We start from the raw sequence: 21,948 nt of genomic DNA, 5'->3' as shown, positions 1-21,948 counted from the left end.
CTGCGCCAGACAGGACATGGTGCTAGAATCCCCCACTTTCCCTTCCAGTCCGGGGTCGTGTCATGAGCTTTGCCGTCCGCTATCGCCTCTGCCCGCTTGATCCGCAGGCACATCTGTTTGAAGTCTCGCTGACCCTTCGCCAGCCCGCCGCCGCAGGGCAGGTGCTGCGCCTGCCGGCGTGGATACCCGGCAGCTACATGATCCGCGAGTTCGCCCGCCACATCGTCGCCATCCGCGCCGAGAGCGGCAACAAGGCGGTGGCGCTGCAGAAGCTCGACAAGCACAGCTGGCAGGCGGCACCGGTGAAGGGTGAACTGACCGTGCACTACACCGTGTACGCGTTCGATTTGTCGGTACGCGGCGCCTACCTGGATGGCGAGCGCGGCTTCTACAACGGCACCAGCGTGTTTCTGCAGGCCGACGGTTTCGAGCACGAGCCGTGCGAGGTGGAAATCCTGCCGCCGCAGGACAAGGCACAGGCCAAGTGGCAGGTGGCCACCAGCCTGCCGGCTACGGACATCAAGAAATCCGGCTTCGGCCGCTACCGTGCGGCCAACTACGACGAGCTGATCGACCACCCGGTGGAGCTGGGCGAGTTCGAGCGCGTCACCTTCAAGGCCTGCGGCGTGCCGCACGAGTTTGTCGTCTCCGGCCAATACAAGGCCGACCTGAAAAGGTTGGCCGCAGACACTAAACGCATCTGCGAATGGCAGATCCGCTTCTTCGGCGAGCCGGCGCCGTTCGAGCGCTACGTGTTCATGCTGTATGTCGGCGGCGACATCTACGGCGGCCTGGAACACCGCGCCTCCACCGCGCTGGTGGCCAGCCGCGACGACCTGCCGGCGCCGGGCCTGGCGGACGGCGAGATCGGCGACGGCTACCTCAAGCTGCTGGGCCTGATCAGCCACGAATACTTCCACAGCTGGAACGTGAAACGCATGAAGCCGGCGGCGTTCACCCCCTACGACCTGAACCGCGAAGGTCACACCACGCTGTTGTGGGCGTTCGAGGGCATCACCTCCTACTACGACGACCTCGCGCTGCTGCGTTGCGGCCTGATCGACGAGAAACGCTACCTCGGCCTCCTGGCCAAAACCATCACCGGCGTGGCGCGTGGCAACGGCCGCACCAAGCAGACGCTGGCCGATTCCAGCTTCGACGCCTGGACCAAGTACTACCGCCAGGACGAGAACAGCCCCAACAGCATCGTCAGCTACTACACCAAGGGCTCGCTGGCGGCACTGGCGCTGGACCTGCATATCCGCCGCGAAACCGGCGGCGCCAAGAGCCTGGACACGGTGATGCTGGCGCTGTGGCAGAAGTGGCTGGCCGACGGCCAAGGCCTGGCGGAAGACGAGTGGGAGCGCGTGGCCGAAGAGGTGACCGGCCTTAAGCTCGGCAAGTTCTTCGACATGGCGATCCGTTCCACCGCCGATTTGCCGCTGGCGGAACTCCTCGCCACGCAGGGGGTTCAGATGCAGATGGTGCCGGCCGACAGTGCCAGCGACAGCGGCAGTGTGGTCGATGAATTCCGCGCCGCAACGTTGCGGCCAACCCTGGGCGTGAAGAGCGCGCCGGACGCCCTCGGCGTGCGCCTCGTCAGCGTGCTGGACGGCGGTGCGGCGCAGGCGGCCGGGCTGGCCGGCGGCGACGTGATCATTGCCGTCAACGGGCTGAAGGTTGGCGACCTGGACAAGGCGATCGGCCGCTGCCGCATCGGCGACACGGTGAAGATCCACACCTTCCGCCGCGACGAACTGAACACTTACAAGGTAACGCTGGCCGCCACCGCCGCCGATACCTGCCGCCTGCGCCTGGAGGACAACGGCGCCGGCTGGCCGACGCATTAACCGGGGACGCTTTCGCGTAGACAACAAGGAGGGCGGGCAGTGCGCTGACCCGCCCCGTACCCTACACAGGAAACATGGCATGAGCCAACAAGCCCAAATCAAGTACCGGCAAGACTATCAAGTGCCGTCCTATCTGGTGGACAAGGTCGACCTGACCTTCGACATCCTCGACGACAATCTGGTGCGCGTGCGTTCGCGCCTGATCATGCACCGCAATCCGGCGGCCACCGCGGCCAACGTGCTGCAGCTGGACGGCTCGGCCACGCTGCTGTCGCTGCAGCTGGACGGTGAAGTACTGGCCGCCGACGCCTACAGCCTGCGCGATGACGGCCTCAGCATCGCCAACGTACCGGACAGCTTCATTCTGGATGTGGAAACCGAGATCGACCCGGTGGCCAACAGCAGCCTGATGGGGCTGTACGCCTCCGGCGGCAGCAACCTGTATACCCAGTGCGAGCCGGAAGGCTTCCGCAAGATCACCTTCTATCCCGACCGTCCGGACGTGATGGCCAAGTTCACCACCACCATCATCGCCGACAAGCAGAAGTACCCGGTACTGCTGTCCAACGGCAACAAGGTGGGCGAGGGCATGGCCGACAAGAAGCGGCACTGGGTGAAGTGGGTCGACCCGTACCGCAAGCCGTCCTACCTGTTCGCACTGGTGGCCGGCCGGCTGTCGGCGCTGAAGGACAGCTACATCACCGCCAGCGGCCGCCGCGTGGCGCTGGAAATCTGGACCGTGCCGGCCGACCAGGACAAGGTGGCGTTCGCGATGGGCGCGGTGAAGCGCTCGATGCACTGGGACGAGCAGCGCTTCGGCCTGGAGTACGACCTCGACATCTACATGATCGTCGCCGTCGGCGACTTCAACATGGGCGCGATGGAAAACAAGGGCCTCAACATCTTCAATACCTCGGCGGTGCTGGCGCGGCAGGACACCGCCACCGACGCCGACTTCGAGCGCGTGGAAGCCATCATCGGCCACGAGTACTTCCACAACTGGACCGGCAACCGCGTCACCTGCCGCGACTGGTTCCAGCTGTCGCTGAAGGAAGGCCTGACCGTGTTCCGCGACCAGGAGTTCAGTTCCGACCTGCACAGTCGCGCGGTGCAGCGCATCCAGGACGTGAAAAACCTGCGCCAGCTGCAGTTTCCGGAAGACGCCGGCCCGACCGCGCACCCGATCCGCCCGGACAGCTACATCGAGATGAACAACTTCTACACCATGACGGTGTACGAGAAGGGCGCCGAAGTGGTGCGCATGTACCACACCCTGCTGGGTGAAGAAGGCTTCCAGAAGGGCATGCAGCTGTATTTCCGCCGCCACGACGGCCAGGCGGTGACCTGCGACGACTTCCGCGCCGCCATGGCCGACGCCAATGGCGTGGACCTCACCCAGTTCGCGCTGTGGTACAGCCAGGCCGGCACGCCGCAGCTGACGGTGCGCGGCGAGTACGATCCGGTTGCGCTCAGCTACACCCTGCATCTGGTGCAGCACTGCCCGGCGACGCCGGGGCAGGGCGACAAGCAGCCGTTCCACATTCCGCTGGCGCTGGGCCTGGTTGGCCGCGACGGCCAGGACCTGCAGCTGCAACTGCAGGGCGAGACCGAGGCCGGCGCCACCACCCGCGTGCTGGATGTGCGTGCCGCCGAGCAGTGCTTCACCTTCGTCAACGTCAGCCAGCCGCCGGTACCGTCGCTGCTGCGCGGTTTTTCGGCGCCGGTGAAGCTGGTGTTCGACTGGCGCGACGACGAGCTGGCGTTCCTGATGGCCAACGACAGCGACCCGTTCGCGCGCTGGGAGGCCGGCCAGGCCTACGCCGAGCGCCTGTTCAAGCAGCTGATCGCCGATCACGCCGCCGGCCGCCCGCTGCAACTGGCCGAGGGCTTTGTCGAGGCGTTGCGCGCGGTGTTGCGCGACCACGAGGCCGATGCCGCGTTCAAGGCGCTGATGCTGACGCTGCCGTCGGAGGCCGAGATCCTGGAGATGGTCGACGTCGCCGATCCGGCGCACATCCACGCGGTGCGCGAATTCGTGCTGGCCTCGCTGGCACAGGCGCTGCGCGGCGAATGGCACGAGGCCTTCGACATCAACCAGTGTGGCGCCTACCAGCCGGAAGATGCCGGCCGCCGCGCGCTGAAGAACCTGGCGCTGGCCATGCTGACGCGCCTGGCCGACGCCTGGCCGGAAGAAGCGGCCGGACAGCAGTGCCTGAACGCGGACAACATGACCGACCAGATGGGCGCGCTGCTGGCGTTGCGCGACCGCGACGGCGATGTCCGCACCGACTGCTATCTCGCCTTTGCCGAACGCTGGCAGGACAACGCGCTGGTGATGGACAAGTACTTCAGCCTGCTGGCCAGCAGCCAGCTGCCGTGCACGCTGGACCACGTGAAGGCCGCGATGTCGCACCCGGCGTTCACCCTGCGCAACCCGAACAAGGCGCGCGCGCTGCTGGGCAGCTTCGGCCGCAACATGCTGCACTTCCACGCCGCTGACGGCTCCGGTTACCGCTTCCTCGCCGAGCAGATCGTGGTGCTGGACGACATCAACCCGCAGGTGGCCAGCCGGCTGGTGGCGGCATTCAACCGCCGCCGCAAGCTGGAGCCGCAACGCCAGCAGCTGATGACCGCCGCCCTGCAGCAGATCCTGGCCAAGCCGGGGTTGTCGAACGACGTGTTCGAGATTGTATCGAAAAACCTGACGGCATAAAGCGTACAATGCTGTGCTGACGCGGGCCGGATGCTTCCGGCCCGTTTTTCTTTTCCTGTTCTCTTGCGGCCAACCTTGTCCATCATGTCTGCTGTTTCCGACCGTACTGCCAGCGTGCTGATGCTGCTGGCGCTGTGGTTCGCCTGGGGTACCAACTGGGTGGTCACCAAGCTCGGCCTGGCCTACGCCAGTGCCTTTCAGCTCGGCCTCGGCCGTACCGTGCTCGCCATCGTCACGCTGGCGCTGATCATGCGCGCCACCGGCCGGCGCTTCAAACCGACACCGTTGCGGCCAACCTTCTGGCTGGGGCTGACGCAGACCGCCGGCTTCGTGGTGTTCACCAATCTGGCGCTGGTGGCCGGCGGCGCCGGCAAGGTGTCGGTGCTGTGCTACACCATGCCGTTCTGGACGCTGCTGCTGGCGCGGCTGCTGCTGCACGAAAAGCTGGCACCGCTGCAGTGGCTGGGCGTGGCGCTGGCCCTGGTCGGGCTGCTGGCGATTCTCGAACCGTGGGATCTCGGTGGCAACTGGCTGTCGGACGCGCTGGCGATTGCCGGCGGCCTGGTGTGGGCCAGCTCGGCGATCATCGCCAAGAAGCTGCGCGCGCAGCACCAGGTCGATACCCTGGCGCTGACTTTCTGGCAGATGGTGTGGGGCACGCTGGTGCTGGCGCTGCTGTTGCCGCTGTTCCCTGGCCGCGACATCGAGTGGGGCTGGCCGCTGCTGGGCGTGCTGCTGTTCTCCGGCGTGCTCGCCGGCGGCCTGGGCTGGCTGGTGTGGATGCTGCTGCTGTCACGGCTGTCGGCCGGCATGGCCGGCATGAGCATCCTGGCGATACCGGCGGTGGCGGTGCTGATGGCGTGGCTGCTGCTGGCCGAGGTACCGAGCCAGGCCGAGGCGCTGGGCATGCTGCTGATCGCCGCCGCGCTGGTCCTGATCTCGCTGCCCGCGCTACGGCGCGAGTGGCGGCGCTAGCCGCCGGGCCTCACCGGCGTCAGCCTGCCTCGTTGGCAGGATTGGCCAGTTGCAGCAGGCGCGTGACACCAATCGGTTCCTGCTTCAGCAGCGGCACCACGGCGTAACGCTGGGCATGATGCGTGGCCACGGCATCGATTTCCTTCAGTTCGTTCTGCGCACGCTGGCGCAGCAGGGCGGCGCGCGGCTGACTGGCGGCTACGCTGTTGTTGATCACCCAGGCCCAGGGTTCGATGCCGGCACGGCGCAAGTCTTGCTGCAGGTTGGCCGCTTCCAGCACCGGGGTGGTTTCTGCCAGGGTAGCAAGCAGTACCTTGGTCTGTTTGGGGTCCTGCAGCTGCATCATCGGCGTGGTGAAATGCAGGCCCTTGCTGCCCATCTGGCGGGATACCTCGCGGTGGTAGGCGCCGGTGGCATCCAGCAGCAGCAGGGTGTGACCGGTAGGGGCGGTATCCATCACCACGAACTTCTTGCCGGCTTCACGGATGATGCGAGAGAAGGCCTGAAACACGGCGATCTCTTCGGTACACGGTGAACGCAGATCCTCTTCCAGCAGGGCGCGGCCTGCAGCATCCAGCCTGGCACCCTTGCTGGCCAGAACTTCCTTGCGATAGCGCTCGGTTTCGTCATGCGGGTCGATACGGCTGACAGCCAGATTGGGCATGGAGCCTTCCAGTGTTTCGGTCAGATGCGCGGCGGGGTCCGAGGTGGTGAGGTGTACAGGCAGACCGCGGTGCGCCAGCTCGACGGCGACGGCGGCGGCCAATGTGGTTTTACCGACCCCACCTTTCCCCATCAGCATCACCAGCCCGTGACCATCAGCGGCAATATCGTCCACCAGTGCGGACAAGCTTGGCGCATTCAACAGTGCGACCGGGGGGAGTGATGCCTGTTCACCAGCTGTGTTGTCATCTACCAGCAATCGGCGCAAGGCATCCAGCCCCACCAGATTGAATGGTTTGAGTGCCACAGTATCGGTTGGCAGGGTTTGCAGTACCGCCGGCATGGCTGCCAGAGCCTGCTGCTCACGCTGGGCAATGGCGGCCGCCAGTTCGTCCAGAGCAATGGCCGACTGCGGCAGCAGGCCATTGATCACCAGATATTGTTGCGACAGGCCAATCGCGGCCAGTTCCTCGTGTGTGCGCGCCACTTCGCGCAACGTCGCGCGCTGGGCACGGGCCACCAGTACCAGCCGGGTCCGTAGCGGGTCGGCCAGTGCATCCACCGCCGCCTTGTACTGCACCCGCTGTTTTTCGAGACCGGCAAGTGGTCCCAGGCAGGACGCGTCTCCTTTGCCCGCTTCCAGGAAACCGCTCCAGGCACCGGGCAATTGCAGCAGCCGGATGGTGTGGCCGGTGGGGGCGGTGTCGAAAATGATGTGATCAAAGCCAGCAGTCAGCGGCGATTCGATCAGCAGTGCAGTGAACTCGTCAAAGGCGGCGATCTCGGTAGTGCAGGCGCCGGACAGCTGCTCCTCGATGCCCTTGACCACCGCTTCCGGCAACACGCCGCGCACCGGACCAACGATGCGGTCGCGGTAGGCTTGGGCGGCCCCTTGCGGGTCGATCTCCAGTGCCGACAGGTTTGGCACGGCGGGTATTGCCGTGATGTGGTTGCCGATGGCGATGCCGAACACCTGCCCCACGTTGGAGGCCGGATCGGTGCTGACCAGCAGTACCTGCTTGCCGTCTGCGGCCAACTGTACGGCAGTAGCACAGGCGATCGAGGTCTTGCCGACACCGCCCTTGCCGGTGAAGAACAGGAAACGTGGGGGTTGATCAAGGAAGTGCATGGGGAGCCTCCCGCTTAGCAGCAGCTGCTGCCGGAGCAGCAACTACCGGTTGTTGACTGCGGGGCACTGATCTCGATGATGCCGGCCCAGCGTGCCAGTTCCTTGCGGGTAGGGTAACGACCAGCCATGGCCACTTCGCCGTCTACCAGTACCAGCGGCAAGCCCTCCTGGCCGGAGCGCTCCAGAAAGCCCTTCACTACGGCATTGTCGGCAAAGGCCAGCGGTTGTTGCGCCAGATTGAAGCGTTCGATCTGTGCGCCGTTCTGCTTTGCCCAATCCACGTCGGCGGAAAAACTCACCAGTGCCTGGTCAACGTCCACACCACATACGCCCGTGCTGCAGCACAGTGCCGGATCAAAAATCTGAATGGTTTTCATGGCAATCCTTTCTCACATTTCGAGTGGCAAGCCGATCAGGCTTGCGGGTATAGCCGCTGCAAGGCTGTGCGCTGTGCGGGCTTCATGCTGATGACCGGGCGTATCGCCTTGGCCTTGGCTTCTGCCTCTTCCAGAGTCTGGCACAGGCCCAGCTCCAGCAGCACACCAACCGCGACGGTGCCGGTACGGCCCTTGCCGCCGCCACAGTGGAAGCCCACCTTCTGCCCCGCACGATAGGCGGTGACCACCGCATCGATGGCGGCCTTGAACAGCGCAGCCTGATCCTGGCCAGGATCATCGCCCAAGGGGATCTTGGTCCAGATCACGTTGGCCGCTGCGCAGCCTGTGGACTCCTCACGCAGATCCACAATCACTTGTACGCCATCCTGTTCCACCATGGCGGCAACATCGCTCGCCCCGCCAAGGTAGACATGACCGGTAATCAGCTGGTGGTAGCTTTTATCTTCGCTCATTGGTGACGTCCTTACGGCAACAGGGTGCCGATACGATCCAGCTCGGCCTTGAGACGAACGCGATCCTGTTGCAGCTCAGCCAAGGGCAGCGCCAGGAAGGCTTCGATACGGGCGCGCAGGATGCGGTAAGCGGTCATGAATGCGGCATCGATCTCCTCGTCGGTGCCGGTGACGTGAGCCGGGTCTTCCACGCCCCAGTGGGTGCGCAACACCGGCCCCAGGTAGGCCGGGCAGGTTTCACCGGCGGCACTGGCACATACCGTGATCACGATGTCGGGCGTGGCTGGCAGGTTGTCCCAGGATTTACTGGCGTAGCCCTCGGTCGAAATCCCCTCGCGTGCCAGTAGTGCCAGCGAGCGTGGGTGCACCTGGCCTGTTGGCTGGCTCCCCGCACTCATCGCTTTCCAGCCTGCAGGTGCCAGGTGGTTGAAAGTTGCTTCGCCCAGGATCGAGCGGCAGGAGTTTCCGGTGCACAGAAAAAGCACGTTCATGAGTTCAACTTTCCATTTCAGTCTTGGGTAATGGGGGCAGGACCGCTTCGGGGCAGCAGGAGTCGGCACGGATCTCGGCGCATTGCTCAGGATGTCCCGCACAGCACTCCTCAGTCAGGTAGGCGATCAGTTCCAGCATCAAGGGAAGATTGGCGCGGTAGCGCTGATAGCGCCCTTCCTGTTCCACCGAAACCAGCCCGGCATGTGTCATGCCCTTCAGGTGGAAGGACACATTGTTGGGCGGCAAGTCGAGTGCACTGGCGATCTGGCCGGCCACCATGCCTTCCAGGCCGCGCTTGACGAGTAGGCGATAGATGTCCAGCCGGATACCGGAGGACAGCGACTCGAATACTTGGGTGGCGGTTTGTTTTTCCATTCGTCAACTATACAAGAATTATTGAAATATACAAGAAAGCCCCTGCATGACCGGGCCGTCTGCCATCTGTTTGCTTCCGATGCGAAAGAGCACTTCAGCCGGCCCCGTCGTACCGGCGGCTATCCGTACTCCGGAGCAGGCCGCTTGCTGGGCCGCGGCGTGCCAAAAGTGGCAGGCCGCCTGGCCTAGCGCCGCTGCGGCAGCGGCAGGCGGGTGGTGTGCTTGATCGGCTCCAGCGCCACCGTCGATTTCACGCTGCGCACCAGCGGCAGCGTCATCAGCTTGTTCATCACGAAGCGCGAGAGCGAGGGCAGGTCCGGCACCACGATGCGCAGCCAGTAGTCGGCCTCGCCGGCCACCGCGTAGCACTCCAGCACTTCCGGCAGGTCGGTGATGGCGGCGGCGAATTCGCGGATGGACGCCTCGCCGTGGCGTTCTAGACTGACATTAGCGAAAGCCGTTACCGACAGGTCGAGCAGGTCGGGACGCAGCGCCAGATGGTAGCCCTGGATCACGCCGCACTCTTCCAGCCGCTGGATACGGCGGCCGATCTGCGACGGCGACAGCGCGATGTCCTGTGCCAGCTTCTGGTGGGTGGCGCGCGCGTCTTTCTGCAGCGCCTCCAGAATCTGGTAGTCGAAACGGTCGAAGTCGATATTGCGCATTTTGTGCATATTCCGGTTTTTGGTGCGGGAAGTATGCAAATAATCCGTGCCGATGGCAAATGTTGCGGCCAAGCCGCAGCGTAGCGCGCCTACACTGCGGGCTCTGGCCTCGCTGCCGCCTACACAAGAAGATCGATGATGGAGACAACCCCGTTTACCGTGCCGGACATCACCGTCCGCAAGAATGTCGGCCTCGAGCACGCCGCCGACTTCACCCTGCCGCAGCCGCTGGAGCGCTACAGCGCCGAGGATCACCAGACCTGGGCCACGCTGTACCGCCGTCAGTGCGAGATGCTGCCCGGCCGCGTCTGTGACGAATTCCTCACTGGGCTGGAGGCGCTGGCCATCGATGCCGACCGGGTGCCGGACTTCGCGCGCCTGAACCGGAAACTGGCCGCTGCCACCGGCTGGCAGATCGTGGCGGTGCCGGGGCTGATTCCGGACGAGGTGTTCTTCGAGCATCTGGCCAACCGCCGCTTCCCGGTGACATGGTGGCTGCGCGAGCCGCAGCAGCTGGACTACCTGCAGGAGCCGGACGTGTTCCACGACCTGTTCGGCCACGTGCCGCTGTTGATGAACCCGGTGTTTGCCGACTACCTGCAGGCCTATGGCCTCGGCGGCATGAAGGCAAAAGACCTCGGCGCGCTGCCGCTGTTGGCGCGGCTGTACTGGTACACGGTGGAATTCGGACTGATCGACACGCCGCAGGGGCTGCGCATCTACGGCGCCGGTATCGTGTCCAGCAAGTCGGAATCGGTGTACTGCCTGGACAGCGACAGCCCGAACCGCATCGGCTTCGACCTGCTGCGCATCATGAACACGCGCTACCGCATCGACACCTTCCAGAAGACCTACTTCGTGATCGACAGCTTCCAGCAGCTGTTTGACGCCACCGCGCCCGATTTCACCGCCTACTACCGGCAGCTGCAGGGCGTGGCGGCGCATGGCGCCGGCGACGTGTTGCCGCAGGACCGTGTGTTCCACCGCGGCTCGCGCACCGGCTGGGCCGATACCGACGATATCTGAGCAAGGTTGGCCGCAACGCGCACAAAAAAGCCACGACTGACATCGTGGCTTTTTGCCGGGCGCGCGCCGCGTTCAGCGGATGTTAATCACCTTGTGCGTCTGCACCGACAGCCGCCATTCGGGATGCGCCATGCACCAGGCGATGGCTTCCTGCGTGTTCTGCCGCTGCAGCGGGCTGTCCATCGGCTGCAGGTAGCGATGCTCGAACTGCAGGTCGTCCGGCAGCTCCGACGGCAGCAGCGTCGGTTGCGGGAACACCAGTTTCAGCTCGTGGCCGCTTTTCTGCACCCAGTCGGCGCCGGCCTTGGGGCTGACGCAGATCCAGTCGATACCGGCCGGTGCCGGCAGGCTGCCGTTGGTTTCCACGGCGACCTCGAAACCCTGCGCGTGCATGGCGTCGACCAGCGCGTCGTCCAGCTGCAGCAGCGGCTCGCCGCCGGTGAACACCACGTAGGGTTGGCCGCCGGTGCCGCGCCATTCGGCGGCGATGCGCTCGGCCAGCGCGGCGGCGCCGGCAAACTTGCCACCGTCGTCGCCGGTGCCGACAAAGTCGGTATCGCAGAACTGGCAGATCGCCTTGCTGCGGTCTTCCTCGCGGCCGGACCACAGGTTGCAGCCGGAGAAGCGGCAGAACACCGCGGCGCGCCCGGCCTGGCGGCCTTCGCCCTGCAGCGTGTAGAAGATTTCCTTGACGGTATAGATGGCCATGCTCGTCTCCTTACAGCAGCGGCCACTGCATGTCGCCGCGGAAGATCAGCGACACGCCGCGTTGCGGGGTTTCCATCAGGTCGATGCGGGACAGCTCCGGCACCAGCGGCTTCAGCTCGCCGTGCACCCACTCGGCGACGCTGGCGGCGTCGGCGGCACGGATACCGGGCAGCTTTTCCAGCGGGTTGTGGTCCAGCTGGCGGTAGACCGGCTTGAAGCGGTCCTTGACGTCGCCGAAGTCCAGCACCCAGCCCATCACCCGGTCGACGCTGCCTTGCAGCAGCAGGCGGATCAGGTAGCTGTGGCCGGTGTAGTTGCCGGCAGCATCGAACGGCACCGCGCTCTCGAAGTGCTGTTCCTTCCAGATGCGGAAGGTTTCGCCGTCGAACTGGCTGCCGGCGGTGTGCGTCTCGCGCACTTCCACCCATGCGAGGCCGGCAAGGTTGGCCGCAAGCTCGCGGTACAGCCACGCCGCCATCACCTCGCTGGTCGGGTTTTCCAGGCCGGCGATGGCGTTCAGGTATTTGTGGTTCAGCCGTGCGAACAGCGGCGGCCACGCCTTGAGCAGGATGTCGTTGAGGCTGTTACGGCTGGCATCGACCACGATGCGCACGCCGAAACCGTGGCCGTGCAGGCGGCCGCACTTGTGGCCGGGGCCGACGTGCGGCAGCTGGTGTGCGGCCTCGAAACGGGTGTCGAGATAGACGTACTCGTTGCCGTCCTCGTCCAGCAGCGCGCCGCGATCGGCGGCACTGGCCAGCTGCAGGCTGACCGGCTGGCCGCACTGCGACGCGAGGTAACGCGCGATCGACAGGTCGCTGCCGTCGGCCAGCGTGGCGTTGACGTGGGCGTAGTGGAAGGGCGCCACCGCGGCGGCCAGGTCGGCGTGCAGTGCTGCCTCGCTGCCGGGATGGGCGTCGGCGCGTGCCAGCACGCGGAAGCTGTGGCCGTGCTCGCCGATGCCGGCGAGGTTGCGCGCCGCCTCGAAGCTGGCGCCGGCCAGGATATGGCTGCTGTTCATGTCAGTGTTCCCCGCAGCGTACGACGAGCGGATCGGCGACGCCGGCTTCCAGAAAGCCCTTGGCGCGCAGCTCGCAGGCGGCGCAGTGGCCGCAGGGCGGCACGGCGCCGTTGTAGCAGGTGTGGCTCCACGCCATCGCGTCCATGGCGCCGACCTCCTGCGCCAGGTGCACCGTTTCCGCCTTGCTCATGAACATCAGCGGCGTGTGCAGGGTGACGCGGCTGTCCATGCCCAGACGCAGCGCCAGCTCCAGCGCCTTCAGCGTGTTCTCGCGGCAGTCCGGGTAGCCGGAGTAGTCGGTCTGCGCCACGCCGGTGACCACGTGCTCGATGCCGCGGGTGTAGGCGAAGGCGGCGGCGAAGCTGAGGAAGATCAGGTTGCGGCCGGGCACGAAGGTGTTGGGCAGCGCGGTGTCGGCGTCGTCTCGCGCACCTTCTTCCGGCGCGATGCTGTCGTCGGTCAGCGCATTGCCGCCGATGGCGGCGAAGGTGTCGATCGGCAGTACGGTCTGACGCACGCCGGCCAGCTCGGCGACCTTGCGAGCGGCGTCCAGCTCGATGCGGTGGCGCTGGCCGTAGTCGAAGGTCAGGGCCTCGACGTTGGCCGCGCCGAATTCGCGCAGCGCCCAAAACAGGCAGGTGGTGGAGTCCTGGCCGCCCGAAAGGACGACCAGGGCTTTGGATGTCTTGTTCATGATTCCGTCGAGAAACAGTCGAGGTGAATAGGGATGGCACACACGGGATCGGTCTCTCCCGGCGTGGTTAACCCGCCATTTTAACCCACTATAAGCCGTTTTTGCGCAGCATTTTGCGCCAGTGTCGTGGCCGGCGTGTGCTTGCCTGCCGGCTGCGGGGTGGCACGGGACCGAGAAAGACGGCGCACCGGCGGCTTGTTGCATAGGATGAATTATCGGCCTGATGCGTGGCTGCCGGCCGCTGCAACCGGGCCAGCGAGGACAAGGCGACGGCCCATGGCGGATGTGTACACCATTCTGTATGTCGGCGACGATGCCGCATTGCGGCAGCGGCTGGGCGAAGTGCTGCCCGCGGCCGGCTACCGCCTGCTGGCGGTCGCGGACGCGTGCGCCGCGCTGGCCCTGATGGCGCAGCAGCTGCCGGACCTGGTGCTGAGCGAGGTGGTGATGCCGGGCATGGGCGGCGTCGAGCTGCTGGAGGCGCTGGCGGCGCAGGACGGCGAGCTGGCGCAGCTGCCGTTCATCCTGCTTGCCGCACCGGCAGAGCGTCGCAGCCCGCTGCGTGGCCGCCTGTCCGGGGCCGGCGACTACCTGTCCAAGCCGCTCGATTTCGAGCTGCTGCTGGCCGCCGTCGCCGCCAGGGTCCGGCGTCGCCGCCGCGGCGACAGCCTGCCGCCACCGCCGGCGGTGCCGGGACGGGCGCTGCTGCTGGCGCAGGTGGCCGCGGCCCGCAGCGCGCGGGCGACGCAGACGCTGCTGCTGGTCAAGGTCGATACCTATCTGGCGCTGACCATGCGCCTGGCGCCGGCCGAGCAGCCGCTGTTGCAGCAGGACATGCTGGCCTGGCTCGCGCCGCTGGCCGGCGGCGGGCCGGTGTACAGCTGGTTCGACGGCTGCTGGGCGCTGCTGCTGTCAGAGGAGGCCGCGGCGCAGGCGGCGACGGTGCTGGCGCAAAGGCGGACGCTGGAGGCCGGCGGCGGCATCGCCTATACCTGCAGCGCGCTGTGCATCCATCTGGACTGGCAGGCGCCGGCGCTGCGCCGCTTCGAGGCAGCCATGCTGGTGGAGTCGTGCGCGCTGCATCTCAACTTCGAGAGCGCCGGCAACCCGCGCCGCTTCATCGAACTGGGGCACGGCGACTACCGGGCGTTGCAGGCGGCGCGCCACGCCGAGCGCTACCTGGGGCAGGCGTTGCAGTCCGGCGAGCTGACCCTGCTGTTCCAGCCGCGCGTCGACCTGCTCGGCGGCCGCATCGTCGGCGCCGAGGCGCTGCTACGTTGGCCGCACGCCGATATCGGCGCGCTGTCGCCGGGCGCCTTCGTGCCGGCGGCAGAGCGCAGCGGGCTGGCCACCGACCTCGACCACTGGGTGATCGCGCAGACGCTGGAAGCGGTCACCGAGCTGGTCAGCCTGCGCCCGGACTTCATCCTGTCGTTCAATATCTCGGCGCAGAGCCTGGGCCGCGGGGTGCCGGCCTTCCTCAACGCCCAGCTGCAGGCAGGACGACTGGCGCTGGCGGCCAACCTCGAGATCGAGGTCACCGAGACCTCGATGACCTATCTCACCGCCGCCATCGAGGCCGACATCGCCGCGCTGCGCGCGCTGGGGCTGAAGCTGGCGGTCGACGATTTCGGCATGGGTTACGCGTCGCTGGACTACCTGAAGCGGCTGCACGCCGAGGTGATCAAGATCGACCGCAGCCTGGTGACGGATATCACCGGCCGCAGCATCGACGCGCGCCTGATCGCGGGGCTGATCAGCCTCGGCCGCGCGATGGGCTGCGTGGTGGTGGCCGAAGGGGTGGAAAACGTGGCACAGGCGGCGCTGCTGGCCGAGCTTGGCTGCCGCTTTGCGCAGGGTTATCACTTCTACCGGCCGATGCCGCTGGCCGAATTGCTGTCGCTGCTGGGCAGCGAGGCGTGGCGGCGTGCAAGGTTGGCCGCAACAAAAAAGCCGCCCTTGGGGCGGCTTTCTCTGTTCCATCACCTGCAGGCTTAGTCGGCCTTGCTGGCTTCCAGAACGATGTTCAGCTTCACTTCGTCGCTGACGGCCGGGATGAAGGTCTTCATGCCGAACTCGCTGCGCTTGATGGTGGCGACCGCGTTGGCGCCCCAGCTTTCCTTGCCGGTCATCGGGTGCTTGGCCTTGTTGACGTTGACCAGTTGCAGGGTGACTGGCTTGGTCACGCCCAGCAGGGTCAGCTTGCCTTCGACGGCGGCCGGCTTGTTGCCCTTGAATACCACCTTGTCCGACTTGTAGGTCAGGGTCGGGAACTGCTCGACGTTGAAGAAATCGGCGCTCTTCAGGTGCTTGTCGCGATCGGCAAAGAAGGTCTGCAGCGAGGCGGCGTCGATGGTGATGTCGACGTTGCCGCTCTTGGCCGCTTCGTCCACGCTCAGCTTGCCGCTGATCTTGGTGAACGCGCCGCTCTGGCTGGACAGGCCGAGGTGGCCGACTTCGTAGGCGGCGTAGGTGTGGCTCGGGTCGATGCTGTAGCTGGTTGGTGCCGCAAATGCCAGACCGGCAGAAGCAATGAGGGTCGCAAACAGGGTGGTACGAATCATGGTTAACACTCCGGGGTGGTTCAAGGGTTGGCTACAACAAGACGGAAACGCAGGTCGACATTGTCGGCAACGGTGCCGGTGTCGCTCCAGCTGCCTTCACCGATCTTGAAGGCGAGCCGGGAAATCGGCAGGGTGCCGTCGATGCTGACGGCCTTGCCCTGGGCGGTGGCGGTGAACGGCGCGCTCAGCTCGCGGGTGATGCCCTTGAGCGTCAGCTTGCCGTTGACCTGGTAACGGTTGCCGCCCAGCGGCTTGATGCTGCTGGACACGAAGCGGGCCTGCGGAAACTGGGCGGTGTTGAACCAGTCCTTCTTGCGCGCTTCGGTGTTGGCGTCGGCGGTGGGCAGGCTGATGCTGTTCACGTCGATGCTGATGTCGGCGCTGCCTTGCTCGGCCTTGGCCGGGTCGAAGCTGACCTTGGCGGCGAATTTCTTGAAGCTGCCGGAGAGCGGCACGCCCATCTGTTTCATGGTGAACACGAGCTGGCTCTTGCCAGGGTCGACACTCTGGGCAAACACCGGGCTGGCCAGCAGCAGGCCGGCGGAGATCAACAGGGCTTTCATCGGGGGCTTTCGTCCTTCGGGTTAACGACGCAGGCTCATGCGTTGCAGCAGGCCGTCGCGGTCAATAAAGTGGTGTTTCAGTGCCGCCAGTACGTGGAGGATCACGGTGATCAGCAGCAGCTGGTTGAGCAGTTCGTGCACTTCGCCCAGCTGTTCTGCCAGCGCAGGGTTGGCCGCAATCAGGTCCGGTAGCGGCAGCACGCCGAACAGCACCACCGGGATGCCGTAGGCCGAGCTCATCAGCCAGCCGGACAGCGGCACCGCCAGCATCAGCGCGTACAGTGCCAGGTGGCCGGCGTGGGCGGCCCCTCTGGACAGCGGCGTCATGGTGGCCGGCAGCGGCGGTGCGCCCTTGAGCAGGCGCAGCACGATGCGCAGCACGACCAGCAGCAGCACGATGACGCCGCCCCACTTGTGGTAGCTGATCAGCTGGAACTTGGCCGGCGACAGCGGCAGGCTGGCCACGTACTTGCCGAAGGCAAAGGTCAGCACGATCAGCAGGCCGGTCACCGCGTGCAGCAGGATCTGGCTCGGGTGGTAACGTTGCTTCATGTTCATTCAGGGCTCCAGTTTTGCCGTAATGGCGGCACGCAGACCAGCCAGCGTGGCCGTGATCTGCTTCAGTTCTTCATCGCTCATCGCATCGAATGCGCCGTCGCAGTGCGCGGTGACATCCGGGAAGGTGGCGCGGAACACGCTATCCCCCTCGGCAGTCAGCGCCACGAACAGGCTGCGCCGGTCGTTGGCGTCGACACGGCGGCTGATCAGCCCCTTGTCCAGCAGCCGGTCCAGCACGCCGGTCAGCGTGCCCTTGGTGATCAGGGTGCGGCTGGAGAGCTCCTTGCAGCTCATGCCCGGGGTGTTGCCCAGCGTCGCAATCACGTCGAATTGCGGCGGTGTCAGGCCGTGGCTGCGGATGCGGCTGCTGCTCAACTGCTCGAACGCCTGGTAGGTGCGTACCAGCTCGCGTACCAGCGCCATCGAACGGGTCACACTGCGCTGTTGCATAGGAGTGTTCATCGCGGATTTGGTTCTCGTCAGGATAGTTTTAGTTAGTACAAAATAAAACACAGCATTTCTGAGTATCTGTTCAGAAAAACTGAATGAGTGAAGCGGGGGCTGTGCGCGGGGCGTGGTGGCCGCGCCGGGGCCGGCGCGGCAAGGCGGTGACGCTTAGCCCTGGGTGCGCTGCGCGCGCTCTTCGCGCGGCGTGATGTTGAAGTGGCTGCGGTAGGTGCTGGAGAAGTGCGGGCCGCTGGAGAAGCCGCAGGCGAGGCCGATCTGCACGATGGACTTGCTGGTCTGCTGCAACAGCTGGCGCGCGCGGTTCAGGCGCAGCTCCAGGTAGTACTTGGACGGCACGGTGCCGAGGTACTGCTTGAACAGCCGCTCCAGCTGGCGCCGCGACACGCCGACGTAGTAGGCGATGTCGTCGGTGGTCAGCGGCTCCTCGATATTGGCTTCCATCAGGCTCACCGCCTCGGTCAGCTTGGGTTGGCTGCCGCCAATGCGGGTGGCCAGCGGGATGCGCTGCCGTTCGCTGCCGGGGCGCAGCCGTTCCATGCTGAATACTTCCGACAGCTGCGCGGCGAATTCCTGGCCAAGGTTGGCCGCAACCAGCGCCATCATGAAGTCGAAGGTGGCGGCGCCGCCGGTGCTGGTCAGGCGGTTGCCGTCGATCTCGTACAGGTTGGACGACACGATCACGTCGGGGAATTCGTCCGTCAGGCGGCTGATTTCCTGCCAGTGGATGGTGGCGCGGTGGCCGGCCAGCAGGCCGGCGCGGGCCAGCCAGTAGCTGCCGCAGTTGATGCCGGCGAGCATGGTGTGTTCGTTGAGCTGGCTGCCGATCAGGCGCGCCAGTTCGTCGGCGGCGATGTCGACACCGACCTCGTCGGCCAGCACCACCAGCACGTCCAGTTTGGGCGCGTGGGCCAGCGGCAGGTCCACCGCCAGGCGCAGGCCGTTGCTGAGGGTGACAGGCAGGCCGTCCAGCGACAAGGGCAGGAACTCGTAGCACTTTTTTTCCGCCAGCTGGTTGGCGCGGGTCAGCACCTCGGTGGCGATGGCGAAGTCGGCCATCGACGCGTTGGGCAGCAGCAGGAAGCCGTAGCGGACGGGTTTGGTGCCGGAAGTTACGTTGACCATGTCAGCAATCTGGTGATGGGGCGAAGGGCGATGCAAATAAGAAGGCGCCATGCCGAGGTTATCGTCAGCATGGCGCGTGCTTGTCAAGCGGAGATTGTACGGCTTATTTCAGGCTGCCGGACAGGAATTGTGCCAGACGTTCGCTTTTCGGCTTGGTCAGTACTTCCTTCGGATGACCCTGTTCTTCGATGCGGCCCTGATGCAGGAAAATGACATGGTTGGACACTTCGCGGGCGAAGCCCATTTCGTGGGTCACCACCACCATGGTGCGGCCTTCGCGGGCCAGGTCTTGCATCACGCGCAGCACTTCGCCCACCAGCTCCGGGTCCAGCGCCGAGGTCGGTTCGTCGAACAGCATCACTTCCGGCTCCATCGCCAGCGCGCGGGCGATCGCCACGCGCTGCTGCTGGCCGCCGGACATGTGCGACGGGTACTTGTCCTCGACATTCTTCAGGCCGACCTTGTCCAGGTACTTGCGGGCGCGGGCGATGGCTTCATCCTTCGGCACGCCCAGCACGTGGATCGGCGCCTCGATGATGTTTTCCAGCACCGTCATGTGCGCCCACAGGTTGAAGTGCTGGAACACCATCGCCAGCTTGGTGCGCAGGCGCGCCAGCTGTTTCGGGTCTTCCGCCTTCAGCGCGCCGTTGCGCTTGTCGGTGATCAGCTTCAGCGTTTCGCCGGTGACGGCGATGGTGCCGCTGTGCGGCTGTTCCAGCATGTTGATGCAACGCAGGAAGGTACTCTTGCCGGAGCCGGAAGAGCCGATGATGCTGATCACGTCGCCGGCGTGGGCGGTCAGCGAGACGCCTTTCAGCACCTCGTGGCTGCCGTAGCTCTTGTGCAGGTCGATGACGTTCAGTTTGGTGTTGCCATCAGCGGCGGCGCCGACGGCGAGATCATGTTCTAGCGGTTTCATGCTGATAGCAACTTTCCGGTTTTAAAGGATTCAGGGGTGGCCACTTTGGCCAGCCACTGGCCGGTAATGGCGTAGTGGCGGCTTTCTGTAGCGTAGAGCATGCCGGGACGGCTGGCGCGCAAGGTGGTGACGCGGTCGTTGACCGGGTCGATGATGTCGGCGATGGCGTCGCCGGCGGCGACGACGGTACCGGATTGCAAGTGGTAGTGCACCACGCCGGGATGCGGCGCCAGCAGGCTGTCGGAGCCGGCCAGCGGCGTCGCCGGATAGCGCAGTTCCGGCAGCGCCGGGGCGGTGCCGGCGATCACGCCGCGGTGTTGCAGGAAGGCGATGATGGCATCGGCATCCTGTGTCGCCAGCGTATGGTTGACGTCGGCCTGGCCGCGCAGCTCGATGGTGACGGAGAGGCAGGCCATGTCGATGGCGGCATCAAGGTTGGCCGCAGCCGCCATGTCGCGCAGTTGCCACCACAGCTGGCTGCAGGCTTCGTCGAACGGGTTGTCGCCGGATTCCTCGGCCAGCAGCGTGGCGACGGCACCGAGATAGCGTGCCAGCGGTTCGCACTGCTCCCACAGCGGGGTGCCGGTGTACAGGTGCATCGCCGCGGCGCAGTCGCAGTGCAGGTCCAGCACCACGTCGGCGTCGCAGGCCAGCAGCATCAGCGTCTTGCGCTGCGCGGCCAGCTCGCTCGCCGGTGTGATGGCGGCAACCTTGCTGCGCAGGCGCTCGCGGATCAGGCGGGTGTTGGCCTTGGCGTCACTACCCAGTTCCGCCTTCAGCTCGTGAAAGAGGTCGGCGGCAAAAGCCGGGTAGTGGCGGTTGAAGTTCTGGCCGCTGGCCAGCTCGAAGCGGCCCAGCATCACGCCGTTCAGGTTCTGGTCGAGACCGATCGGATTGGCGACCGGCACCAGCACCACTTCGCCCTGGATGCGGCCTTCGGCCTCCAGTGCGGCCAACCTTTGCTTCAGCTGCCAGGCGGTGAGCATGCCCGGCAGTTCGTCGGCGTGCAGGCTGGCCTGGATGTAGACCTTCTCGCCCTGTCCGGCGCGACCGAAGTGAAAACTGCTGATCTGGCGGGCAGTGTTCAGGCTGGTCGGCGGCAGCGGGTGATCGATTCTGTGCATGGCAGCTCCTTAGTGCTTGCGCGGCGCCAGGTAGGCCAGCCAGCGCTGCTCGGCTCGCTTGAACAGCCAGACCAGTGCGAAGGTCATCACCAGATAGATGCCGGCCACGGTCAGGAACGGCTCGAACGGCATGTAGGTGTCGCTGAACACGCGGCGGGCGACACCGGTCAGGTCGGCCAGGGTCACCAGGCCGGCGATCGAGGTCGACTGCATCATCATCACCACCTCGTTGCTGTAGGCCGGCAGCGCGCGGCGCAGCGCGGACGGGATCACGATGCGGCGCATCATCAGCCACTTGCTCATGCCCATGGCCTTGGCGGCTTCGATCTCGCCGTAGTGGGTGTTGCGGATCTGACCGGCGAGGATCTCGGTGGTGTAGGCGGCGGTGTTCAGCGTGAACGCCAGGATGGCACAGACGTAGGCCTCGCGCAGGTATTCCCACGCCCAGCTGTCACGCACCCAGTCGAACTGCGACAGGCCGTAGTAGATGATGAACAGCTGCACCAGGAGCGGGGTGCCGCGGAACACGTAGGTGTACAGCCACACCGGGCGCGCGACCCACTTGTTGCGCGACACCAGCATCAGCGCCATCGGCACCGCCAGCAGCAGGCCGAACACCAGCGACAGACCGAGCAGCTCCAGCGTCAGTTGCAGACCGTCGGAGGTGGACAGGATCGGGGCGCCGTCGGTGCCGCCGAGGAAAGCCGGGAAGCGTTCGATAATCAGGTTTACGTCGATCACAGTTCAGTCTCCCGTACACCGGTGGAGTAGCGCTTTTCCAGACGCTTGAGGGCAAGATCGGACACGCTGGTGATGGCCAGGAAGATACCGCCGACCACGGCGTAGACGGTAAACGGCTCCTGGGTGATGGATTTGGCGGTATCGGCGCGGTACATCACGTCGTTGAGGCCGATCACCGACACCAGCGCGGTAGATTTCACCAGTACCAGCCAGTTGTTGGAGAAGCTCGGCAGCGCGAAGCGCACCATCTGCGGGAAGGTGATGCGCAGGAACACGCGCAGCGGGCTCATGCCGTAGGCGAGGCCGGCTTCCATCTGGCCTTTGGGCACCGCCATGATGGCGCCGCGGAAGGTTTCGGTCATGTAGGCGCCGAAGATGAAGCCGATGGTCATCACGCCGGCGAAGAAGGAGTTGATCTCCGGCGCTTCCCAGCCCATTTGCGCGAACAGTTCGTTGATCAGCATCTGCACGCCGAAGAACAGCAGCAGCATCCACACCAGGTCGGGCACGCCGCGTACCACGGTGGAATAGACTTCAGCCAGCCAGGCGAGTGGCTTGGATGGCGACATCTTGAACATCGCCCCGATCAGGCCCAGTACCACGGACACCAGCAATGCCGACACTGCAACCTGCAGGGTCAGAATGGTGCCTTCCATGATGCTGGGCAGGTAGCCCTGTAGAAACATGGTATTACTCCGTTTTTTGCGTCTGGACGCTGCGGCCAACCT

At 65.4% G+C, this 21,948-nt stretch carries 23 protein-coding genes; 5 read left to right on the top strand and 18 right to left on the bottom strand.

Annotation, left to right across the window (positions count from 1 at the left end):
* The first annotated feature begins 62 nt into the window (after positions 1 to 62).
* The 3 genes from PQU96_RS09070 to PQU96_RS09060 all read left to right on the top strand — a co-directional run bounded on the left by PQU96_RS09070 (position 63) and on the right by PQU96_RS09060 (position 5,538).
* Entirely contained in the window at positions 63 to 1,850 is a 1,788-nt protein-coding gene (locus PQU96_RS09070; protein WP_272771995.1) for a M61 family metallopeptidase, read from the top strand.
* A 79-nt stretch (positions 1,851 to 1,929) separates the two neighbouring features.
* Complete coding sequence (gene pepN, locus PQU96_RS09065; protein WP_272771994.1) at positions 1,930 to 4,563, top strand: aminopeptidase N; 2,634 nt, start codon at positions 1,930 to 1,932, stop codon at positions 4,561 to 4,563.
* Between the two features lie 84 nt (positions 4,564 to 4,647).
* Positions 4,648 to 5,538 carry a DMT family transporter gene (locus PQU96_RS09060; RefSeq protein ID WP_272771993.1) on the top strand — a complete coding sequence of 297 codons (891 nt, stop codon included), beginning with the start codon at positions 4,648 to 4,650 and terminating at the stop codon, positions 5,536 to 5,538.
* Positions 5,539 to 5,557: 19 nt separating this feature from the next.
* Here PQU96_RS09060 and arsA read toward each other — a convergent pair whose 3' ends face one another.
* From arsA to PQU96_RS09030, 6 genes are all read right to left on the bottom strand, one after another.
* Positions 5,558 to 7,330 (bottom strand): arsenical pump-driving ATPase, encoded by a 1,773-nt coding sequence (arsA, locus tag PQU96_RS09055; RefSeq protein WP_272771992.1) that lies wholly within the window; start codon positions 7,328 to 7,330, stop codon positions 5,558 to 5,560.
* Positions 7,331 to 7,344: 14 nt separating this feature from the next.
* Complete coding sequence (arsD, locus tag PQU96_RS09050; RefSeq protein WP_272771991.1) at positions 7,345 to 7,707, bottom strand: arsenite efflux transporter metallochaperone ArsD; 363 nt, start codon at positions 7,705 to 7,707, stop codon at positions 7,345 to 7,347.
* A 35-nt stretch (positions 7,708 to 7,742) separates the two neighbouring features.
* Positions 7,743 to 8,180 carry a protein-tyrosine phosphatase family protein gene (locus PQU96_RS09045; protein ID WP_272771990.1) on the bottom strand — a complete coding sequence of 146 codons (438 nt, stop codon included), beginning with the start codon at positions 8,178 to 8,180 and terminating at the stop codon, positions 7,743 to 7,745.
* A gap of 11 nt (positions 8,181 to 8,191) precedes the next feature.
* Positions 8,192 to 8,671, bottom strand: a complete 480-nt coding sequence (locus PQU96_RS09040) for an arsenate reductase ArsC (protein WP_272771988.1) — start codon at positions 8,669 to 8,671, stop codon at positions 8,192 to 8,194.
* Between the two features lie 4 nt (positions 8,672 to 8,675).
* Positions 8,676 to 9,047 (bottom strand): ArsR/SmtB family transcription factor, encoded by a 372-nt coding sequence (locus PQU96_RS09035; protein ID WP_272771986.1) that lies wholly within the window; start codon positions 9,045 to 9,047, stop codon positions 8,676 to 8,678.
* Positions 9,048 to 9,232: 185 nt separating this feature from the next.
* The gene (locus tag PQU96_RS09030; protein ID WP_272771984.1) at positions 9,233 to 9,712 is read right to left on the bottom strand and encodes an Lrp/AsnC family transcriptional regulator; all 480 of its coding nucleotides are present in this window, start codon (positions 9,710 to 9,712) and stop codon (positions 9,233 to 9,235) included.
* Between the two features lie 135 nt (positions 9,713 to 9,847).
* Between PQU96_RS09030 and phhA the strand changes: the two genes are divergently transcribed.
* Positions 9,848 to 10,738 carry a phenylalanine 4-monooxygenase gene (gene phhA / locus PQU96_RS09025; RefSeq protein ID WP_272771983.1) on the top strand — a complete coding sequence of 297 codons (891 nt, stop codon included), beginning with the start codon at positions 9,848 to 9,850 and terminating at the stop codon, positions 10,736 to 10,738.
* Between the two features lie 72 nt (positions 10,739 to 10,810).
* Here phhA and queE read toward each other — a convergent pair whose 3' ends face one another.
* Genes queE through queC form a run of 3 tightly spaced genes read right to left on the bottom strand, consistent with a single transcriptional unit; the run spans position 10,811 to position 13,161 of the window.
* A complete protein-coding gene (queE, locus tag PQU96_RS09020) occupies positions 10,811 to 11,446 on the bottom strand; it encodes a 7-carboxy-7-deazaguanine synthase (RefSeq protein WP_272771982.1) in 636 nt (211 codons plus the stop codon).
* A 10-nt stretch (positions 11,447 to 11,456) separates the two neighbouring features.
* On the bottom strand, positions 11,457 to 12,467 hold the full coding sequence (locus PQU96_RS15995; protein ID WP_444546108.1) for a 6-pyruvoyl trahydropterin synthase family protein: 1,011 nt from the start codon (positions 12,465 to 12,467) through the stop codon (positions 11,457 to 11,459).
* Between the two features lies 1 nt (position 12,468).
* Positions 12,469 to 13,161, bottom strand: coding sequence for a 7-cyano-7-deazaguanine synthase QueC (queC, locus tag PQU96_RS09005; RefSeq protein WP_272771981.1), 693 nt, complete (start codon positions 13,159 to 13,161; stop codon positions 12,469 to 12,471).
* Between the two features lie 276 nt (positions 13,162 to 13,437).
* On the opposite strand from queC, the gene PQU96_RS09000 reads away from it, so the two are divergent.
* A complete protein-coding gene (locus PQU96_RS09000) occupies positions 13,438 to 15,159 on the top strand; it encodes an EAL domain-containing response regulator (protein WP_272771980.1) in 1,722 nt (573 codons plus the stop codon).
* Here PQU96_RS09000 and PQU96_RS08995 read toward each other — a convergent pair.
* From PQU96_RS08995 to PQU96_RS08955, 9 genes are all read right to left on the bottom strand, one after another.
* A complete protein-coding gene (locus PQU96_RS08995) occupies positions 15,156 to 15,725 on the bottom strand; it encodes a YceI family protein (protein ID WP_272771978.1) in 570 nt (189 codons plus the stop codon). The genes PQU96_RS09000 and PQU96_RS08995 overlap by 4 nt on opposite strands.
* 20 nt (positions 15,726 to 15,745) lie before the next feature.
* Entirely contained in the window at positions 15,746 to 16,288 is a 543-nt protein-coding gene (locus PQU96_RS08990) for a YceI family protein (protein ID WP_272771977.1), read from the bottom strand.
* A gap of 21 nt (positions 16,289 to 16,309) precedes the next feature.
* Positions 16,310 to 16,846: a cytochrome b gene (locus tag PQU96_RS08985; RefSeq protein WP_272771976.1), complete on the bottom strand. Its 537-nt coding sequence runs from the start codon at positions 16,844 to 16,846 to the stop codon at positions 16,310 to 16,312.
* Positions 16,847 to 17,308, bottom strand: coding sequence for a MarR family winged helix-turn-helix transcriptional regulator (locus tag PQU96_RS08980; protein ID WP_272771975.1), 462 nt, complete (start codon positions 17,306 to 17,308; stop codon positions 16,847 to 16,849).
* Positions 17,309 to 17,461: 153 nt separating this feature from the next.
* Positions 17,462 to 18,436: a GlxA family transcriptional regulator gene (locus PQU96_RS08975; protein ID WP_272771974.1), complete on the bottom strand. Its 975-nt coding sequence runs from the start codon at positions 18,434 to 18,436 to the stop codon at positions 17,462 to 17,464.
* 103 nt (positions 18,437 to 18,539) lie between these two features.
* Positions 18,540 to 19,355: an ABC transporter ATP-binding protein gene (locus tag PQU96_RS08970; protein ID WP_047966145.1), complete on the bottom strand. Its 816-nt coding sequence runs from the start codon at positions 19,353 to 19,355 to the stop codon at positions 18,540 to 18,542.
* Positions 19,352 to 20,479, bottom strand: a complete 1,128-nt coding sequence (locus PQU96_RS08965; protein ID WP_272771973.1) for a succinylglutamate desuccinylase/aspartoacylase family protein — start codon at positions 20,477 to 20,479, stop codon at positions 19,352 to 19,354. The genes PQU96_RS08970 and PQU96_RS08965 overlap by 4 nt, the downstream gene beginning before the upstream one ends.
* A gap of 9 nt (positions 20,480 to 20,488) precedes the next feature.
* Entirely contained in the window at positions 20,489 to 21,220 is a 732-nt protein-coding gene (locus PQU96_RS08960; protein ID WP_272771972.1) for an ABC transporter permease, read from the bottom strand.
* The gene (locus PQU96_RS08955; RefSeq protein WP_272771971.1) at positions 21,217 to 21,906 is read right to left on the bottom strand and encodes an ABC transporter permease; all 690 of its coding nucleotides are present in this window, start codon (positions 21,904 to 21,906) and stop codon (positions 21,217 to 21,219) included. Before PQU96_RS08955 ends, PQU96_RS08960 begins: the two co-directional genes overlap by 4 nt.
* Between the last annotated feature and the right edge of the window lie 42 nt (positions 21,907 to 21,948).

It is taken from the genome of Vogesella margarita (assembly GCF_028548475.1).
GTDB lineage: Bacteria > Pseudomonadota > Gammaproteobacteria > Burkholderiales > Chromobacteriaceae > Vogesella > Vogesella margarita.
Note: the sequence above shows the minus strand (reverse complement) of the source record. Positions and strands in the feature narration are given on the sequence as shown.

Excerpts from the sequence above, each read along its gene's own strand:
- PQU96_RS08985 (WP_272771976.1), bottom strand. The coding sequence starts at position 16,846 with ATGAACATGAAGCAACGTTACCACCCGAGCCAGATCCTGCTGCACGCG.
- pepN (WP_272771994.1), top strand. The coding sequence starts at position 1,930 with ATGAGCCAACAAGCCCAAATCAAGTACCGGCAAGACTATCAAGTGCCG.
- PQU96_RS09040 (WP_272771988.1), bottom strand. The coding sequence starts at position 8,671 with ATGAACGTGCTTTTTCTGTGCACCGGAAACTCCTGCCGCTCGATCCTG.
- PQU96_RS09000 (WP_272771980.1), top strand. The coding sequence starts at position 13,438 with ATGGCGGATGTGTACACCATTCTGTATGTCGGCGACGATGCCGCATTG.
- queC (WP_272771981.1), bottom strand. The coding sequence starts at position 13,161 with ATGAACAAGACATCCAAAGCCCTGGTCGTCCTTTCGGGCGGCCAGGAC.
- PQU96_RS09060 (WP_272771993.1), top strand. The coding sequence starts at position 4,648 with ATGTCTGCTGTTTCCGACCGTACTGCCAGCGTGCTGATGCTGCTGGCG.
- arsA (WP_272771992.1), bottom strand. The coding sequence starts at position 7,330 with ATGCACTTCCTTGATCAACCCCCACGTTTCCTGTTCTTCACCGGCAAG.
- queE (WP_272771982.1), bottom strand. The coding sequence starts at position 11,446 with ATGGCCATCTATACCGTCAAGGAAATCTTCTACACGCTGCAGGGCGAA.
- PQU96_RS09030 (WP_272771984.1), bottom strand. The coding sequence starts at position 9,712 with ATGCGCAATATCGACTTCGACCGTTTCGACTACCAGATTCTGGAGGCG.
- PQU96_RS08980 (WP_272771975.1), bottom strand. The coding sequence starts at position 17,308 with ATGAACACTCCTATGCAACAGCGCAGTGTGACCCGTTCGATGGCGCTG.
- PQU96_RS08995 (WP_272771978.1), bottom strand. The coding sequence starts at position 15,725 with ATGATTCGTACCACCCTGTTTGCGACCCTCATTGCTTCTGCCGGTCTG.
- PQU96_RS08970 (WP_047966145.1), bottom strand. The coding sequence starts at position 19,355 with ATGAAACCGCTAGAACATGATCTCGCCGTCGGCGCCGCCGCTGATGGC.
- PQU96_RS09035 (WP_272771986.1), bottom strand. The coding sequence starts at position 9,047 with ATGGAAAAACAAACCGCCACCCAAGTATTCGAGTCGCTGTCCTCCGGT.
- PQU96_RS08955 (WP_272771971.1), bottom strand. The coding sequence starts at position 21,906 with ATGTTTCTACAGGGCTACCTGCCCAGCATCATGGAAGGCACCATTCTG.
- PQU96_RS08965 (WP_272771973.1), bottom strand. The coding sequence starts at position 20,479 with ATGCACAGAATCGATCACCCGCTGCCGCCGACCAGCCTGAACACTGCC.
- phhA (WP_272771983.1), top strand. The coding sequence starts at position 9,848 with ATGATGGAGACAACCCCGTTTACCGTGCCGGACATCACCGTCCGCAAG.
- PQU96_RS08990 (WP_272771977.1), bottom strand. The coding sequence starts at position 16,288 with ATGAAAGCCCTGTTGATCTCCGCCGGCCTGCTGCTGGCCAGCCCGGTG.
- PQU96_RS08975 (WP_272771974.1), bottom strand. The coding sequence starts at position 18,436 with ATGGTCAACGTAACTTCCGGCACCAAACCCGTCCGCTACGGCTTCCTG.
- PQU96_RS09070 (WP_272771995.1), top strand. The coding sequence starts at position 63 with ATGAGCTTTGCCGTCCGCTATCGCCTCTGCCCGCTTGATCCGCAGGCA.
- PQU96_RS09045 (WP_272771990.1), bottom strand. The coding sequence starts at position 8,180 with ATGAGCGAAGATAAAAGCTACCACCAGCTGATTACCGGTCATGTCTAC.
- PQU96_RS15995 (WP_444546108.1), bottom strand. The coding sequence starts at position 12,467 with ATGAACAGCAGCCATATCCTGGCCGGCGCCAGCTTCGAGGCGGCGCGC.
- arsD (WP_272771991.1), bottom strand. The coding sequence starts at position 7,707 with ATGAAAACCATTCAGATTTTTGATCCGGCACTGTGCTGCAGCACGGGC.